This is a genomic window from Synechococcus sp. PROS-U-1 (assembly GCF_014279755.1).
GTDB lineage: Bacteria > Cyanobacteriota > Cyanobacteriia > PCC-6307 > Cyanobiaceae > Parasynechococcus.
The window spans coordinates 2507169-2523243 of sequence record NZ_CP047951.1; the positions used below are offsets into that span (position 1 = coordinate 2507169).

The 16075-nt window shown below is 61.1% G+C and carries 14 protein-coding genes; 6 read left to right on the forward strand and 8 right to left on the reverse strand.

Translation table 11 applies throughout. The features are described 5' to 3' along the window. Positions 1-136: 136 nt before the first annotated feature. The 4 genes from asnB to SynPROSU1_RS13495 form a co-directional block, all read right to left on the reverse strand. Positions 137-2161, reverse strand: a complete 2025-nt coding sequence (gene asnB, locus SynPROSU1_RS13485; protein WP_186570942.1) for an asparagine synthase (glutamine-hydrolyzing) — start codon at positions 2159-2161, stop codon at positions 137-139. Between the two features lie 9 nt (positions 2162-2170). Beyond that, positions 2171-3286, reverse strand: a complete 1116-nt coding sequence (locus SynPROSU1_RS13490) for an aspartate carbamoyltransferase (protein WP_186570943.1) — start codon at positions 3284-3286, stop codon at positions 2171-2173. Between the two features lie 161 nt (positions 3287-3447). Beyond that, on the reverse strand, positions 3448-3576 hold the full coding sequence (locus tag SynPROSU1_RS14105) for a hypothetical protein (protein WP_255444700.1): 129 nt from the start codon (positions 3574-3576) through the stop codon (positions 3448-3450). A gap of 17 nt (positions 3577-3593) precedes the next feature. Continuing rightward, complete coding sequence (locus tag SynPROSU1_RS13495; RefSeq protein WP_186570944.1) at positions 3594-5024, reverse strand: sodium:solute symporter family protein; 1431 nt, start codon at positions 5022-5024, stop codon at positions 3594-3596. A gap of 315 nt (positions 5025-5339) precedes the next feature. On the opposite strand from SynPROSU1_RS13495, the gene SynPROSU1_RS13500 reads away from it, so the two are divergent. The 3 genes from SynPROSU1_RS13500 to SynPROSU1_RS13510 are packed head-to-tail and all read left to right on the forward strand — an operon-like array spanning position 5340 to position 8676. Beyond that, the gene (locus SynPROSU1_RS13500; RefSeq protein ID WP_186572418.1) at positions 5340-6815 is read left to right on the forward strand and encodes a circularly permuted type 2 ATP-grasp protein; all 1476 of its coding nucleotides are present in this window, start codon (positions 5340-5342) and stop codon (positions 6813-6815) included. Then, complete coding sequence (locus SynPROSU1_RS13505; protein ID WP_186570945.1) at positions 6809-7804, forward strand: alpha-E domain-containing protein; 996 nt, start codon at positions 6809-6811, stop codon at positions 7802-7804. The genes SynPROSU1_RS13500 and SynPROSU1_RS13505 overlap by 7 nt, the downstream gene beginning before the upstream one ends. Next, entirely contained in the window at positions 7777-8676 is a 900-nt protein-coding gene (locus SynPROSU1_RS13510) for a transglutaminase family protein (RefSeq protein ID WP_186570946.1), read from the forward strand. Before SynPROSU1_RS13505 ends, SynPROSU1_RS13510 begins: the two co-directional genes overlap by 28 nt. Here the strand turns inward: SynPROSU1_RS13510 and SynPROSU1_RS13515 are convergent. The 3 genes from SynPROSU1_RS13515 to SynPROSU1_RS13525 all read right to left on the reverse strand — a co-directional run bounded on the left by SynPROSU1_RS13515 (position 8664) and on the right by SynPROSU1_RS13525 (position 10868). Further along, positions 8664-9155 carry a redox protein gene (locus SynPROSU1_RS13515; RefSeq protein ID WP_186572419.1) on the reverse strand — a complete coding sequence of 164 codons (492 nt, stop codon included), beginning with the start codon at positions 9153-9155 and terminating at the stop codon, positions 8664-8666. The two genes, SynPROSU1_RS13510 and SynPROSU1_RS13515, sit on opposite strands and share 13 nt — an antisense overlap. Before the next feature lie 79 nt (positions 9156-9234). Beyond that, complete coding sequence (locus SynPROSU1_RS13520) at positions 9235-10278, reverse strand: GTP 3',8-cyclase MoaA (protein ID WP_186570947.1); 1044 nt, start codon at positions 10276-10278, stop codon at positions 9235-9237. After that, entirely contained in the window at positions 10275-10868 is a 594-nt protein-coding gene (locus SynPROSU1_RS13525) for a molybdenum cofactor guanylyltransferase (protein WP_255444917.1), read from the reverse strand. The genes SynPROSU1_RS13520 and SynPROSU1_RS13525 overlap by 4 nt, the downstream gene beginning before the upstream one ends. 265 nt (positions 10869-11133) lie before the next feature. Here SynPROSU1_RS13525 and SynPROSU1_RS13530 point away from each other — a divergent pair, with 265 nt between their 5' ends. Both SynPROSU1_RS13530 and SynPROSU1_RS13535 read left to right on the forward strand, forming a co-directional pair. Next, on the forward strand, positions 11134-12675 hold the full coding sequence (locus tag SynPROSU1_RS13530; protein ID WP_186570948.1) for a NarK family nitrate/nitrite MFS transporter: 1542 nt from the start codon (positions 11134-11136) through the stop codon (positions 12673-12675). Positions 12676-12756: 81 nt separating this feature from the next. Next, positions 12757-14988 carry a nitrate reductase gene (locus tag SynPROSU1_RS13535; protein WP_186572421.1) on the forward strand — a complete coding sequence of 744 codons (2232 nt, stop codon included), beginning with the start codon at positions 12757-12759 and terminating at the stop codon, positions 14986-14988. On the opposite strand, the gene SynPROSU1_RS13540 is transcribed toward SynPROSU1_RS13535, so the two are convergent. Next, positions 14969-15436, reverse strand: a complete 468-nt coding sequence (locus SynPROSU1_RS13540) for a nitrate reductase associated protein (RefSeq protein WP_186570949.1) — start codon at positions 15434-15436, stop codon at positions 14969-14971. The two genes, SynPROSU1_RS13535 and SynPROSU1_RS13540, sit on opposite strands and share 20 nt — an antisense overlap. Before the next feature lie 277 nt (positions 15437-15713). Between SynPROSU1_RS13540 and SynPROSU1_RS13545 the strand changes: the two genes are divergently transcribed. Beyond that, complete coding sequence (locus SynPROSU1_RS13545; protein WP_186570950.1) at positions 15714-16025, forward strand: hypothetical protein; 312 nt, start codon at positions 15714-15716, stop codon at positions 16023-16025. Positions 16026-16075: the final 50 nt, after the last annotated feature.

Consider the following 16075-nt stretch of genomic DNA (forward strand, 5'->3'; position numbering starts at 1 on the left):
CGATGCAGGGGTGGTCGGAGACGCCGAGATGAGCGATGGCAATGCCGTGACCTTCAGTTCAAAGGGTTCGTCATCTTGACCTGAATCAACCGATTGGCGTGTAGCTAGTGCAACGATTTAACCCTGATCAAAGAATTCAAACGGGCATCAGCACCCGCCATCCAAGGCGGTCGGCCTCCCGACGGGCCAGGGCGGGCACGTCTTCAGCCACAAACATCCGGTGCAGCATTTGCACACCCAGCAGATGATTGATCACGGCATCCATCTGCACACGCTCCGCATCGGTGGTGGCTGGGTCCTCATGACGCGAAAACAAGGCGCGTACGCCGGCTTTGCTCAATAAACCAGCGGCATCAATCGCCTCATCACTGAGGTAGTCATCAGCGAGTTGCTTCATCTGCGCCCACTTCTCGGGCTCCGTGTGGGCAGGCGGCGCCATGAAGGCGAACTTCTCTCGCCGATACAACACCTCGGGCAACAAACCCGCCATGGCTTCCCGCAGCACGTATTTCTCGGTTTTGCCCTTAATACGCAGTTCGGGAGGCACTTGCACGGCAACAGCGGCCAGATGGTGATCCAAAAATGCCGGTCGCGCCTCCATGGAATTGGCCATGTCGACCCGATCACCACCCCAGGTCAAAATCTGGCCCTCCAACATGGTTTTGATCCAGACGTACTGCGCCTTGTCGAGGGCATGGCGCCCGTCCAGTTGATCCGCATCCAATTGCGCCGCAATCGCTTTACCCGGGGAGTAATCCTGCAGAGCTGCAGCATGAGACTCCGCCAGAAGCTCCGGCACCAAGGGCGCGCAGGCCAGCCACGGCTGCAGGCAACTGGGGGTGAAGCCAACCACCGCATCCAGGTCTGGATCGTCGACCTGGTTTTCAGCCAACATCGCTCCCTGCACCAGGGCATTCGACTGCTGAAGCAGGCTTTCCCAGGTATCGCGCTCCTCCTGAGGCAGGTCATCCAGACCGTGCAGGAACATGTCGCGGCGAAAGGCGGGATAACCGCCGAACAACTCATCTGACCCTTCACCGGTCATCACGACCTTGTAGTCAACATCGTTGACATGGCGACTCATCAAGAACTTCGCCACCGCCAACGTGTTGTAGATCGTTCGCTCCGCATGCCAGATGGTGCGCTCCATATGGCCATAAAGCTCTTGGCCCGACAGACGCATCAGATCCTGCTCAGCCCCCGTGGCCTCAGCCATCTCCTGGGCAATCGGCGACTCGTCGTAACGGGCGTCATCGAATCCGATCGTGAACGCCTTCACCGGTGCCTGGCTGACAGCTGACGCCAAACCGAGAATCGAACAACTGTCGATGCCACCGGACAGATAACAGCCCACAGGCACGTCGGCCACCATGCGCAGCTCGACGGCCTCCAGCAAAGCCGCACGAACTGCAGCGATGTGGTCGGCCTCCGTGAGGCGGCGATCGCGCTGATCCTGACGCGGAAAGTCGACATCCCAGTAGGTCGACTCCGACACCTCCAGCCGCCCGTTCGCACGTTGCACCTTCAGCACATGGCCAGGCTGCACCTGGTGCACCCCAGCAAAAGCCGTGGTGCCAGGAACCATGGTCTGCATCAACTGGTGGAACAGACCTTCTGAGGTAAAGCGCCGCTCCACCGCCGGATGCGCGAACAGCACCTTCAACTCGGAACCAAACACCAGACCCTCAGGCGTCATCACCCAGTACTGCGGTTTGATGCCGAAGCGATCCCGCACCAGGTAGAGGCAATCCTCCACACGATCAAACAATGCGAAGGCAAATTCCCCGCGCAACAAGGGCAGAGTCGCCTCCAATCCCTGGCGCTGGTAGAGCCGGAGCAGGATCTCGGAATCGCTCTTGCTGCTAAATCGCACCCCTTGGGCGGTGAGGTCCGCCCTGATGCGCTGAAAGTCGTAGAACTCGCCGTTGTGCGCCATCAGCACCTCACCGTCATCGGTGAGAAAGGGCTGACGGCCACGTGACTCGTTCAGATCGATGATCGAGAGGCGGGCATGGCAGAAACCAACACCAGCCTGATCAAGCACCTCGACGCCGAAGCCGTCGGGCCCGCGATGGGCCTGGATCGCCGCCATGTTGACCAGCAGCTGGCGGTCCACCGTCTGACGACAGTCAGCATTGAAAACACCTCCGATTCCGCACATAACGCTCGCTCAGACGACATCCATGACGCGTTCGGCCCGGTTCACCATGCAGGTGAGAAGTGCCATCCGCAGGAACACAGCTCCCCTGGCCTGGCTGAAGTACCAGTTGTGGGGTGTGTCATCCAGGCAGGTGCTCAGTTCCGCTCCCCGTGCCAAGGGGTGGAGCACGATCGCTTCAGGCTTGAACGGCATATCGCGGGTGAGGCGAAATCCGCCACCGTGCACTTCATAGGTATCGCCAATCCAGGCGATGGCGTTGATATAAATGACATCCAAATCGGGCACTTCAGCCTGAAGATCGGTGCTGCAGCGCACCTTCATTCCACAAGCTTCGAGCTCCTCCAACTGCCCTGGGTCAAACAGCTGCAGATCCGAATCGAGCCCGGGAGCATGGATCACCACCACCTCATCCACGGTCTGCGGGAATTTGGCCAGGATCCTCAGCAGTGAGCGAACCGTTCGCATCCGGGATGGAATCCCGACGATTCCGATGCGAATCCGATCAGCCGCAGCCACCTCAACTTCAGCGAGCTTGGGACGCCACTTGAAGATCGTGTACAGATCCGCCATCGCCTGAGTCGGATGTTCATCAATGCCATTGCCTGCATTGATGATGGGAATCCGCAGGGTTGACGTCATCGCATAAACAGCACCGGGATCGCTGTCCCGTAGCACCACGCAATCGCCGTAGTTGTTGAACATGTGGGCGACATCTTCCAGAGACTCGCCTTTGGCAATCCCCGTGGTTGCCCTGTCGGTGATGTTGATCGAGCTGCCACCAAGACGATGCCAAGCGCTGTCAAAAGACAGGCGGGTGCGGGTGCTCGGCTCGTAAAACGCGTTGATCAGAATCTTGCCGGTCAGGGGCGTGTTGTGACGGCAATACCGATCTGGATTGCTCTCGAACTTCGCCGCCAGCCGAAACACCTGCAACAAGGCCTCGGGTCGAAACGGTTGGATCGACACCACATGCTGATTCACCAGATCCAGCAACGGCTCTCCGTCCTCGGCAATCGCAGCCAGCAGCTCCTGGGGTTGGTTCTGGCCATAGACATCGGGACCCATCGGCTGAAACCGAATCTGTACCGACGTGGCGTCCACAACTGCTGAATTGGCCTGTGCCATAGCGGGATCAGATCAACACTCTGTTTGCCAAACCAAGTGCTAAATCCAGGAACTACATCTTTTACCGGTAACAACAACAACACCCCTTCGTCCACAAAGAAGCAGGTTCTTAAGCAAAGATCCCGAAAAAATGTTCAGCTGGTTACTAACACTTGCAGCCGTCACCACACACGACCGTTCCGCCACTCAACCCACCAAATCAGTAACAAGACGAACACAGACAACACCAAGGCAAGCTGACTGGCCACCAGCAGAAACTGAAAACCGGAGAGTCCAACGAGGCTGGTCATCAAAAGAAGACTTTGGATCATCCCTCCTCCTGCAACAAAGTGAAGTCAAACCGTTCCGGCCACGTGCGACTGCCGATCAGCATCACGACTGCTGACACGGCCGCCGAAAACACAGCGGCGCAGTAAGGCGCTATCAGCACATAAGCGAGCAGGCCAACAACGCTGCCGGCGAGCATGGCCGCAATGGCAGCCGTGCGATTGGCCGTGCGCCAGTACAGGCCGCAGGCCACAGGCCAGACCGTGGAGGCCACCAGGGCACCGGTGAAGAACAGCACCGACGCCAAAGAATCCAGCCGCGGCCAGGACAGCGCCAGCGTGACGACCGCCAACCCCACCACCATCAGCCGCGCAGCCTGCTTCAGCTGCAGGTCACTGGCTTGGGGCCGCAACAGGCGGAAGTACACATCCTCCGCCAGAAGATCGGCGGTGGATGCCAACAGCGAATCCAGGGTGGAGGTGAGCGACGCAAACACCACCACAAACACCAGAGCAGCGCCGCCGGCTCCAAGCAGATCAGCCGCCATCACTGGAAACACCATGTTCACTTGCTCGAGAGGCAACTCACGCGCCAAGGCCACCAGGCCGATGGAGCCCGTCACCATCGGCACGCTCATCCAGGCGACCCCCCCCAACACAAATGACGTCATCACCACCGAGCGACGGCTTGCGAAAACCCGAGACCACCAGATGTTGTTGTGAAACACCTCGCCCATCGAGAACAGGGCGGAATTCCACGCGATCAACAAACCGGCAGGCAACAGCAGATCGAGCCGATCGGGATGCCGGGCGAGCAACGAGGCATGCACCTCGGGCATCGGGAATTGCCGGAAGGCGAGCACCGCCACCACCGCCAGCAGCACCATGATCAAAAGCGACTGGATGAAATCGGTGCCGATCACGGCCCGCATCCCGCCGAACAGGGTGTAAAGCGTGGCGACACCAATCACCACCACCATCCCCACGTGGTAATTGAAGCCTGAAAGGGCCTGCAGCAGCAGTCCGGCACCCATCGCCTGGGTCATCAGAAAACCCAGGGTGTAAATAGCGGTGATCACCATGAACACCCACCACGCCAGGCGCCCGTAACGCAACCGAATGAAATCGCCGCTGGTGCGCCCGTTGGGCATCAGCTGCTTGATCCGCGAAGCCAGGGGGGCAAACAGGATCAGTCCAAGCCCTGCCAGGGCATAGCTGAACATGCCCCAAAGCCCGGTCTTGTAGCCGAATTCAGGGGCAAGCAACGTGGTGTTGCCGGTGACCCAGGAGGCCATCAACGTGGCGGTGCTCAGGGCCAGCCCGATGTTGCGCCCCGCCAGCATGTAGTCATCGGCATTGCCTTGACCGCGCCGACCCCAAGCAATCCCGAGGGCAACCCAGAGAACGGAGAACAACACCACCAGCGCCCAGGCGATCCCGGGCTGGAGGAAGGGAACCGAGTCAGCGGACATCCGTCGACCCCCTGCGGTTCCAATAAAGATGTCCGCGCAGAATCATCACCACAGTTGCCACGGTTACGGCTGCACCGAGGGCAAAGATCAGTCGCGCCCAGAGCAATTCATCCAAAGCGAAGACCCTTTGAACTCCAGAAACAGATAAGCAAAGGAGTCTTCCCCGCCTGGCCCTTCGCCCTCGATTCAGGTGCCTTCGGATACGCAAACATCAAGCAATCAGCGCCCTGTCACCTGAAATTGCGGAATATGTAGCAACTACAACCCGAGGGGGTTGGGGCGACGCCTTGGATGAAATGTGCCCAGACCATCGGAATGTTCACCGACTACAAACCCACGGTCGGGTTCGACGAATATTTCTGCAGTGAAACGGCGAGGCCTCGCGACGATCTGGCAACGCTGCTTGCATCGCTGGGGCAGATGGGATTGCCCGAGCTCAACCGCAGTCATGCCTCCGCCAGCCAGCTGCTGCGTCGCCTCGGTGCCACGTTCCGCCTGAACGATTCCGGCCTGAAGGGCAGTGAACGGATTCTTCCTTTCGATCCCTTGCCCCGACTGATCGGCCGCAGCGACTGGATCAACCTGGAGCGGGGACTACTGCAACGCCTGGAAGCCATCGACTGCTTCCTCGCCGACATCTATGGCCCCCAGCAGATCCTCAAGGACGGTGTGATCCCGCGGGAAGACGTGGAAAGTTCCTCCGGCTGGCGACCTCAGATGCAGGGCATCAGCCTGCCCCTCAACCGCTGGTGCCACATCTCCGGACTCGACCTGATCCGCGACGGCAATGGCACCTGGCGTGTCCTGGAAGACAACCTGCGCTGCCCGTCAGGGGTGGCCTACTTCCTCGAGAATCGTCGGGTGATGAAACGGTTGTTCCCTGGCCTGTTCGAGGGCCGTGCCGTTCAACCGATCGACGCCTATCCCTCCCATCTGCTGCGCACCCTTCAGGACCTGGCGCCCTGGAGTGAAAGCCCTCGCGTGGCAATCCTGACGCCCGGGGTGTTCAACAGCGCCTATTTCGAACACAGCTATCTGGCCCAGCAGATGGGCATTGCACTGGTTGAGGGACGCGACCTGGTCTGCGACAACGGCCGGGTGTGGATGCGCAGCACCAACGGGCTCAAGCCCGTGGATGTGATCTACCGCCGTATCGACGACGATTTTCTCGATCCCACCGTGTTCCGGCAGGACTCGATGCTGGGGGTGCCGGGCCTGATCGACGTGCTTAGGCAAGGACGGGTTGCCATCGCCAATGCCCCCGGCACCGGCGTCGCCGACGACAAGCTGATCTACGCCCATGTGCCGGCAATGATCCGCTACTACCTCGATGAGGAGCCGATCATCGAGAACGTTCCCACCTATCTCTGTGCCCGGCCCGACGATCAGCGCTATGTGCTCGACCACCTCGAACAACTGGTGGTGAAATCGGTGGCGGAAGCCGGGGGCTACGGAATGCTGATCGGCCCCCAGGCCAGCCGATCGGAACTGGCTGACTTCGACACCAAAATCCGTGCGAATCCCCGCAACTTCATCGCGCAGCCCACACTGCAGCTCTCCACCGTGCCATCCCTCAGTGACGGTGAGCTGTATCCCTGCCACGTGGATCTGCGCCCCTATGTGCTGCGCGGCTCAAACAGCTGGGTGAGCCCTGGTGGGCTGACGCGCGTGGCCCTCAAGCGGGGCTCACTGGTGGTGAATTCGTCCCAGGGGGGCGGCTGTAAGGACACCTGGATCGTCGACGACCAACGGATGTCGGCACCGCAGCCAAAGGAGGCTGTGCCGTGTTGAGTCGCGTTGCCGATTCGCTCTACTGGATCAACCGCTATCTGGAACGCGCCGAAAACGTCTCACGTTTTCTGGAAGTGAGTGAAGCGATGGCGCTGGACAGTCCTCCAGGGAGCGCAGAACCATGGTTGCCGTTGGTGGAGGTGACAGGAGATCGGAACCGCTTCGACGCGGCCTATCCCGATGCCACTCCCAAACAAGTGGTGCGCTTCCTACTGCTGGACCGCAGCAATCCCAACAGCATCGTGAGCTGCATTGCGATGGCTCGGGAAAATGCAAGGCAGATCAGGGATGTGATCACCACGGAAATGTGGGAGCAGATCAATGATCTGCACTGGAGCTTGCAAGACGACGAAGACATCTGGCGGGAACCCGTGCAGGAGCAACTGCAGATCATCCGCCGCGGCTGCCAGCTTGTGTACGGGATCACCGACACCACACTGAGCCGCGATCTGAGCTGGCTATTCAGCCAGCTGGGACGTCTGATCGAACGCGCTGACAAAACATCCCGCATCCTCGACGTCAAATACTTCCTGCTGCTGCCGTCCACCGAGGAGGTCGGCGGGGTGCTGGATGAACTGCAGTGGATCACCCTGCTGCGCACGGCGGGCGCGTATCAGATGTACCGCCAAAGCGTCCAACAAGCGATCAGCCCCGCATCGGTGGCCCGCTTTTTGCTGCTGGATCCATTCTTTCCTCGGTCGGTGCGCTACTGCCTCCAGGGCATCAGCGACACCTTGCAACAGATCCAACAGCACCCGAGCCAAGACACGCCAGACGATCTCGACTGCTTACGCGGACAGCTCCTGGCCCGCTGGAGCTACGTAAGGATCGACAACCTGATCGAATCCGGTCTGCATGAAGCGATTGACCGGCTTCAACAGGACCTCAACCAACTCCACAACCTGCTCCAGACCCGCTACTTCACCAGCGCTGACCTCCGTTCCACCCCCACCGATCCCGCATGCGCGCTCTCATCGTTCACCGCCTGACGTATCGGTATGACGCCCCGGTGAATCTGGGGGAGCATCGCCTCTGTCTGCGGCCCCGGGGGCAGGGGTTCCAGACCCTGCTGGACCATCACCTCTACGTGCTGCCGGAACCGGAACAACGTCGGGAACTGGTGGCCGCCAGCGGCGACGAAATCCAACGGCTCCGCTTTCTCGGCAGCACCGATGAACTGATCTTTGAGGCCCGCAGCCTGGTGGAGACCCGGTCGGCACCACCGCTGCAAAGCTGCTTCAACGGACTCGAACCTCCACTGCCCTACCCGCAGGGGCAACTCAACGGCGATCTGCAGGGCGCCCTAAAGGGTTGGTTGCCGAATGGCCAGCACGAACCCGCAGCCATCGACCTCACCCAGGAAGCGCTGATGGGCAGCAACCAACAGACCCTGGCCTTTCTGAAGCAACTCATTGAACTGATTCAAGAGAGGGTGAAATACACCCAACGCCATATGGGGCCGGCCTGGCCAGCGGGCCGAACCCTGCGCGAGCGGATCGGCTCTTGCCGAGATCTGGCCATGCTGATGGTGGCCTGCTGCCGCGTAGTGGGTCTTCCGGCCCGATTCGTGAGCGGCTATCAACTGCAGCAACCTCCCCCGGAGGAGTACGACCTCCATGCCTGGGCGGAGGTCTACCTGCCGGGAGCGGGCTGGCGAGGCTTTGACCCCAGTGCCGGCACGGAGGTCAACGATCGCTATGTGGTGCTGGCCACCTCCTCCAAGCCGGAACTCACCGCGGCCGTAAGCGGCAGCTTCAGCGGTCCCCCCGGAACAAGCAGTGAGCTGAACTGGCAGATTCAGATCAACGAAGAAGCCTCCGAACCGGAGAACTCACAACGCAAGCTGGTTCAGGCTGCCTGAAGCAGAGGTTCCACCCCGTGCAACTGGGGCTTCAGAGCAGAAATATGGGTTGCCGCCATCAAGGCCGGGATCTTGGCGCTGTTGTAGACGCGAAATTCCCGCACAAGAGAGACGCCTTCCTGACGAACCGCCTGGTTCAGAACGACAGAGCCATTGGGATCGGAAATCGAGCGGTGGAAGGTGCCGGGGGGGATGCGGAGGATGTCACCACCACTCTCCAGCCGAACGATGTGAAAGGGCTGGTCCCAGGCCAGGTTCACCAAGAAGAAGGTTCTGCCGCCACTGGCCGCAAGCAGGTTGTCTTCCTGATGGGGATGCAGATAGAACTGCCATGCTCCGCTCTCAGGGTCGTTGGGTGGGGACACGGCCGGCCCGCTGTGAATCACCAGGTCGCGTGCATTCGAGGTGTCCACGGTGACGTCGAAAAAACGAACCGACGGAGTGTCGCGGAAGCGCTCGTAGGCCAGCAGTTCAAACATGTCGATGGATCCCTCTGGATCCTTCAGCTGCCCCGTTGTACCGGGAGCATCAGGCAAAAACGGTGACGATCACGACGGTTCAGCCCCCCAGATACGCCATCTCGGCATGGGTTGACGCAGCGGCGGCTGGATCACGCTCCTCGCTGTAGCGGTCTTGGCGCCGCTGCCAGAGATCGCGCATGGCCTGCTCGAGGCGAGACTCCGAGACGAGCGCGGGCTTGAGATCCGTGCCATCAGCCGAGAACAAACAGGTGAACGCCTGTCCATCGGCGGTGACACGCAACCGGTTGCAATCCCCACAGAATGGCTCACTGATGGAGGCGATCACACCGATGGATCCAGCTCCATCGCCATAGCTCCAACGGCAGGCCGTCCCACCCCTCGGGCGACCCAGAGGCTCAAGGGGCCAACGGGTGTGAATGCGCTCCACCATCTGCGCCGCCGGCAGCACCTGGTCCAGCGACCACTGGTTGCGGTTGCCCACATCCATGTATTCGATCAAACGCAGCTCGATCCCCTGCTGCCGCGCCAAGCCGGCCAAGGGCAACAGCTGATCGTCATTGATCCCCCGTTGGATCACGGCATTGAGCTTGAGCTCACCGCATGAGGGATCAAAACCAGCGGCGCGGGCCGCCGCGATACCGTCCTGCACCTGGCCCACCAGGCGGTCCCCAGCCACGGCGCCACCCTGGAGACCAGCCATGCGCGCCGCTGCATCCCCTTCCGCTGCATCCAGGCTGATGGTGATGCGATCCAGCCCTGCGGCACGCAACGCGCAAGCCATCGGTTCCGACAGCAGCACCCCGTTACTGGTCAGCGCCACAGTCTGAAGACCGGCCATCGGATCCCAACGATCCCGCCGGGCCTGCGTCACCGCCTCCAACAAAGGCAACAAGCGCCGGCTCAACAACGGCTCTCCACCCGTAAGACGCAGGGTTTGTGCCCCGAGGCGCGAGGCCACGCGAATAACGCGTATCTGCTGCTCAAGCGTGAGCAGGCCCGGGGGCTCCTCCACATCCGGACAGCAGTACGGACAGGCGAGATTGCAGCGCGCCGTCAGCGACAGCCGCAGCACCCCGATGGGCCGGTTGAAGCGATCTGCGAGCGGCAGCGTGGTGCTCATCCTTCCAACGCTGACAGATCTGCAGAACAGTTGGCATTCAGCAGAGCCTCTGCAGGCAGAGGGACCGATCGATAGGGAACACGGGTCAACCAGTCCATCCAGCGCAACTCTCCACGTTGCAGTTGCTGATCAAGACAGGAGCGGAATGGAGACGTCGAAGGAATCACCGCCAGCAACGGCTGCAGCCGTTGCCCGTCATGGGCCACCGCCGCATGCTCAGGAGCACGGTTCCAAGCCGCAATGAGCTGATGAAAAACGGCCGTCCGCAAGCGCGGCATGTCCACCGGGAGAACCAGCAACGCCTCCCCGGGTAGCGGGGGCAGAACCTTGGCAAGCGCCTGCAGAGGGCCATTCCAGGGAGGGGGCTCCAACAGAACGGAACACCCGGGTCGGAGCCCCAGCACCTCTGCATGCTCGCGATGGCGACTCAACACTTGCACCGGATACCCCAGAGGAAGCAGCTGATCGACCAATGCGGTGAGCCAGACACCACCCGATGGATGCGGCAACAACGCCTTGTCACGCCCCATGCGACGACTGTCTCCGCCACTGAGCAAACAAACCCGCAAGCCTTGATTCACATCGCCGATCAACAATCTGCACCAGCAAAGACCAACCGCTCGACAAAGTTGCAACCGCTACCAAATCATCCATATACAAGAAGACCTGATCCAAGCAATCAGCTCCATTGATGTTTGCTTAGGAACACAAAAACAGCAATTGGTAACCAATCTGACCAAACAAAGGCCCAACGAGTTGATTAACTGCGCGAGTTAAACGGATCTTCTTTTCGACCGTTTTGCCATCCCCGGGCACCCTTCGTTTTGACGCCCGAGGTTTCATTTCTTCTTCTCAATGCTTGGCGACCTCTGGTCGTTCCAGGGCAGGTATCGAACCCTTCACCTGACCTGGATCGCCTTCTTCCTGACCTTCGTGGTCTGGTTCAACCTGGCCCCTCTGGCCACCACCGTTAAAGCAGACCTCGGATTAACCGTTGGTCAGATCCGCACCGTGGCCATCTGCAATGTGGCCCTCACCATCCCGGCTCGCGTGCTGATTGGCATGCTTCTGGACAAATTCGGACCCAGGGTCACCTATTCCTCGATCCTGGTCTTCTCAGCCTTTCCCTGCCTGCTGTTTGCCTCCGCTCAGGACTTCAACCAACTGGTGGTGGCCCGTCTGCTGCTCTCCATCGTGGGCGCTGGCTTCGTGATCGGCATCCGAATGGTGGCTGAGTGGTTCCCGCCCAAGGAAATCGGCCTCGCGGAAGGCATCTACGGCGGCTGGGGCAACTTCGGTTCCGCCTTCTCCGCCCTCACGATGGTGGCCCTCGCCGGCTTCCTCTCCTTCTCCGGTGGGTTCGAACTGCCGACCGGTGCTGTTCTGAACTGGCGCGGTGCGATCGCCCTCACCGGCATCGTTTCGGCTGCCTACGGCTTCTTCTACTTCTTCAACGTCACCGATACACCCCCCGGCAAGACGTACCAGCGTCCTGAGAAGACCGCAGGCCTGGAAGTCACCTCCATGCGCGACTTCTGGGGTCTGCTCGGCATGAACGTGCCCTTCGCAGCCATCCTCTGCGTGCTCTGCTGGCGTCTCGGCAAGGTGGGCTTCCTCACCGCTGCCACCTACCCGCTGGCCCTCGGTGCCGTCGCCGTCTGGTTTGCGTTTCAGACCTGGGGAATCATCCGCACCAACCGCGACCTGATCCTCGGCAACAAGGTTTATCCCAAAGAAGACCGCTATGAGTTCCGCCAGGTGGCGATCCTCGAGCTCACCTACATCGTGAACTTCGGCTCCGAACTGGCCGTGGTTTCGATGCTGCCCACCTTCTTTGAAACCACCTTCGATCTGCCGAAGGCCACCGCGGGAATCCTGGCGTCCTGCTTCGCTTTCGTGAACCTGGTGGCCCGCCCTGCTGGCGGTCTGATCTCCGACCGCGTCGGCAGCCGCAAGAACACCATGGGCTTCCTCACCGCCGGTCTCGGCGTGGGCTACCTGGTGATGAGCATGATCAAGCCGGGCACCTTCAGCGGCACCACCGGCATTGCGGTTGCCGTGGTGATCACCATGCTCGCCTCCTTCTTCGTGCAGTCCGGTGAAGGCGCCACCTTCGCGCTGGTGCCCCTGGTCAAGCGTCGCGTCACCGGTCAGGTGGCCGGTCTGGTCGGTGCCTACGGCAACGTTGGTGCTGTGACCTACCTGACCATCTTCAGCCTCCTGCCGATGTGGATGGGCGGCGGCGGCGAACCCACCCCCGAGGTGATCGCAGCTTCCAACAGTGCCTTCTTCCAGATCCTGGGAGTAGCTGGTCTAGTCGTGGCCTTCTTCTGCTTCTTCTTCCTGAAAGAGCCCAAGGGGTCCTTCGCAGACCTGCACGAAGGCGAAACCGCCTGATCCATCTCCCTCCGCAGCACCATGTCGCTGCACAACGACCCGGAGCTTCGGCTCCGGGTTTTGTTCTTTTTTGGTTCTTGCATGGTCAACTCCCCCCGCAGCGTGCGCAGCCAGTGCCCCTACTGCGGAGTGGGCTGTGGCCTGGAGCTGCTCCCTCCTGCTGTGAAGGGTCAAGCCGTGAAGCGGGATGGTGAAGGCAATCCAATGTGGACGGCCCGCGGCGACCGCGAGCACCCCTCCAGCCTTGGCCAGGTCTGCATCAAGGGCGCCACCGTCGGCGAAACCCTGGCCCCAGGCCGCCTGCGCCAACCCCTGTTCCGCGCAACCCTCGAGGACGACTTCGCGCCGATCAGCTGGGACGAGGCCCTCGACAAAATCACCGGACAAATTCAGGCAAGCGTGACCCGGCGCGGCAATGCCGATGGCATCGCCATGTACGGCTCCGGCCAATTCCACACAGAGGATTACTACCTGGCCCAGAAACTGCTGAAAGGGGCACTGGGCACCAACAATTTCGATGCCAATTCGCGGCTGTGCATGAGCTCAGCAGTGGCGGGCTACACCCGCAGCCTGGGGTCCGATGGTCCTCCCTGCAGCTACGAGGATCTCGACCACTGCTCGGTGGCGTTTCTGATCGGCACCAACACCGCCGAGTGCCACCCGGTGCTGTTCCAGCGTCTTCTGAAGCGGAAACGAAAAAACCCCGGCAGCGTCACCATCGTGGTGGTGGATCCCCGTCGCACCGACACCGCCAAAGCCGCCGATATCCACTTGCCAATTGCACCGGGCAGCGACCTGGCTCTGCTTCACGGCATTGCCCACCTGGTGCTCCGCGAGAACGGCCAGGATCCAGCTTTCATCGACGACCATACCGAGAATTACGACGCCTTTTTTGACGTCGCCGCCCGCTGGACACCGAGGCGGGTTGCCCTGTTCTGCAACATCCCCGAAAAACGCCTGCGGGAAGTGGCCTCTCTGTTCCACCGGCGCGAAAAGGTGCTCAGCCTCTGGTCCATGGGGGTGAACCAACGCCGTGAAGGAACAGCAGTGGTGCAGGGGTTGATCAATCTGCATCTGCTCACCGGCCAGATCGGCAAAGAAGGAGCGGGCCCGTTTTCCCTCACCGGCCAGCCGAATGCCATGGGCGGGCGCGAGGCCGGAGGCTTGGCACATCTGCTGCCGGGCTACCGCTTGGTCGCCAACGCTGACCACCGTGCCGAAGTGGAACAAGCCTGGCGGCTGCCTGAAGGACGCATCAACGCCACACCTGGATTGGCGGCCTGGCAACAGATCGAAGCGATGGAACAGGGCGCGCTGGATCTGTGGTGGGTAGCCGCTACCAACCCCTTGGTCAGCCTCCCGGATCTCGACCGGGTGAAGTCAGCCATGAACAAGTGCCCGCTGGTGGTTGTGAGCGAGGCCTATGCCGACTCGGAAACGTCCCATTACGCCCACCTGCTTCTGCCCGCAGCCCAGTGGAGTGAGAAGGCCGGTGCCATGACCAATTCCGAACGACGGGTGACCTATTGCCCGGCCTATCGACGCAGCTTCGGCGAAAGCCGGCCCGACTGGGAGGTGTTCGCTGACGTGGGACGCCGCTTGGGCTACTCCGAACAATTCAGCTTTGATTCAGCGGCCGCGGTTTACGCCGAATTCACCGAACTGACCCGAGGGCGCCTCTGTGACGTCAGTGGCCTGAGCCATGCACTGCTTGAACAGGACGGTCCACAGCAGTGGCCATACCCCCACGGCAGCACCCCCAGCGCAACGGCGAAACGCCTCTACGAAGACCATCAATTCCCCACCCCGAACAAGCGCGCCCGCTTCAGCACCGATCAACCGCTCGGGCTGGCGGAGCCCCCCTGCGAGACCTACCCCCTGGTACTGACGGTGGGCCGCTATCTGGGGCAGTGGCACACCATGACCCGCACAGGGAAGGTGGAACGGCTGATGAAACAGCATCCCGAGCCGCTGCTGGAGATTCACCCCGGTGACGCTCAGGATCTAAAACTGCGTAACGGCGAACTAGCAGCGATCAGCTCGCGCCGCGGTCACCTCACCGCCACCGTGAAGGTCACCGATCGCATTCGGCGTGGATCGGTCTTTCTGCCAATGCACTGGGGATTCACCCAGGAGAAGGCCTGCGAGGCCAATACCCTGATGCACGACGAGGCCTGCCCAGTATCGAAGCAGCCGGAACTCAAGGCCTGCGCGGTGATCGTGGCTCCGGCCGTCTCGGTGGTGAAGCCCGTTGAGCAGCAGAAAGGAAAGCTGGAAGCCCTGCGCCGACTGCTCACACCAGCACTTCGCTGAAGGCTGCCTCAAGGTTGTGATGATCGTGCCCCGGCCGGGCCAACTTGCACAAGGCAAAGCGCTCCAGCTCACTGAGCTGGGTCCATTGCTCCAGGGTCAGCACCACACCCCGCACTGTGGCGGCCTCCTGCACCACAGCGGGCAGCTCGGCCAGCTGTTGCCAGGGGGCACCGCTCACCGGTGGCAGATCCTTGGCCATGCCATCGGCCATGGGGCTCGTGCAATCGCGCAGGTGTTGGCAAAGCTGCTCGAGAGCATCATCTGCATCCGGCCAATCCACCAGGGCTTGACGTTGCTCATGGGAAAGTTCAAGCCAGTGGTTGAGCTTTAACTTCACCCCACACAGATCCAATTTGCGTCGCACACACAGGGGAATGCAGCGCCAGTTGCCGATGAAGTCCTGTTCAAAGGCAAAGCAATGGCTGGCGGAATCACGACGGCTGGACATCAACCAAAGCCTTGATCGGTGTCAATGATGACAACGGAAGTCCACGAAAACAGAGATGTTTACCTCGATACAAAATTGGTCTGTGCGCTTCGCCCTCTCCCTCGGAATGTTGCTGGGAATGTCCCATGGATGGGTCACAGCTGAAGCATTCCAGCACCAGCCCGTGCAGGACTTTGATCCCATAGAAACTGTTAATTCCGCTACACAATTCAGCCCGTTTAGTAGTCGTTCACACCAATTCTTTCCATACTGAAGCTCTGTTCAAAGAGTTTCTGCCGTGACCAGCAGCATCTCGTCCGCTTCCGGCCGCAGCCCCATCACCCTGGCCGCCGGCTTCCTGGGTGCCTTCATCATTGGTTCCCTCGCCGTGCAACTGGTGCGCAGCCAGACGGCCTCCGTTCAGGCCGGCGCTACTGGCGTCGAGCCGGTGATCGCAGGTCCTGCCGCTCTCTGGGCTCCCTTGGGCGAGCGCGACATCGCCAGCGCCAACACAGCCGCAACCGCCCAACCCGCTGCTGCCATCCAGCCCGCTGTGGAGCCTGTTGTGGGTTCCGAAGCCACCCTCTGGGCACCCTTCGGCGAGCGCTGATCGCAGGGGCCAAATAGAACAGCCCCGATCGCACAACCCACCAGCCGGCC

Bases quoted from the DNA above. Each gene is read 5' to 3' on its own strand.
- asnB (WP_186570942.1), bottom strand. From the start codon at position 2,161: ATGTGCGGAATCGGAGGTGTTTTCAATGCTGACTGTCGTCAGACGGTG.
- SynPROSU1_RS13490 (WP_186570943.1), bottom strand. From the start codon at position 3,286: ATGGCACAGGCCAATTCAGCAGTTGTGGACGCCACGTCGGTACAGATT.
- SynPROSU1_RS14105 (WP_255444700.1), bottom strand. From the start codon at position 3,576: ATGACCAGCCTCGTTGGACTCTCCGGTTTTCAGTTTCTGCTGGTGGCC.
- SynPROSU1_RS13495 (WP_186570944.1), bottom strand. From the start codon at position 5,024: ATGTCCGCTGACTCGGTTCCCTTCCTCCAGCCCGGGATCGCCTGGGCG.
- SynPROSU1_RS13500 (WP_186572418.1), top strand. From the start codon at position 5,340: ATGTTCACCGACTACAAACCCACGGTCGGGTTCGACGAATATTTCTGC.
- SynPROSU1_RS13510 (WP_186570946.1), top strand. From the start codon at position 7,777: ATGCGCGCTCTCATCGTTCACCGCCTGACGTATCGGTATGACGCCCCG.
- SynPROSU1_RS13515 (WP_186572419.1), bottom strand. From the start codon at position 9,155: ATGTTTGAACTGCTGGCCTACGAGCGCTTCCGCGACACTCCGTCGGTT.
- SynPROSU1_RS13520 (WP_186570947.1), bottom strand. From the start codon at position 10,278: ATGAGCACCACGCTGCCGCTCGCAGATCGCTTCAACCGGCCCATCGGG.
- SynPROSU1_RS13530 (WP_186570948.1), top strand. From the start codon at position 11,134: ATGCTTGGCGACCTCTGGTCGTTCCAGGGCAGGTATCGAACCCTTCAC.
- SynPROSU1_RS13535 (WP_186572421.1), top strand. From the start codon at position 12,757: ATGGTCAACTCCCCCCGCAGCGTGCGCAGCCAGTGCCCCTACTGCGGA.
- SynPROSU1_RS13540 (WP_186570949.1), bottom strand. From the start codon at position 15,436: ATGTCCAGCCGTCGTGATTCCGCCAGCCATTGCTTTGCCTTTGAACAG.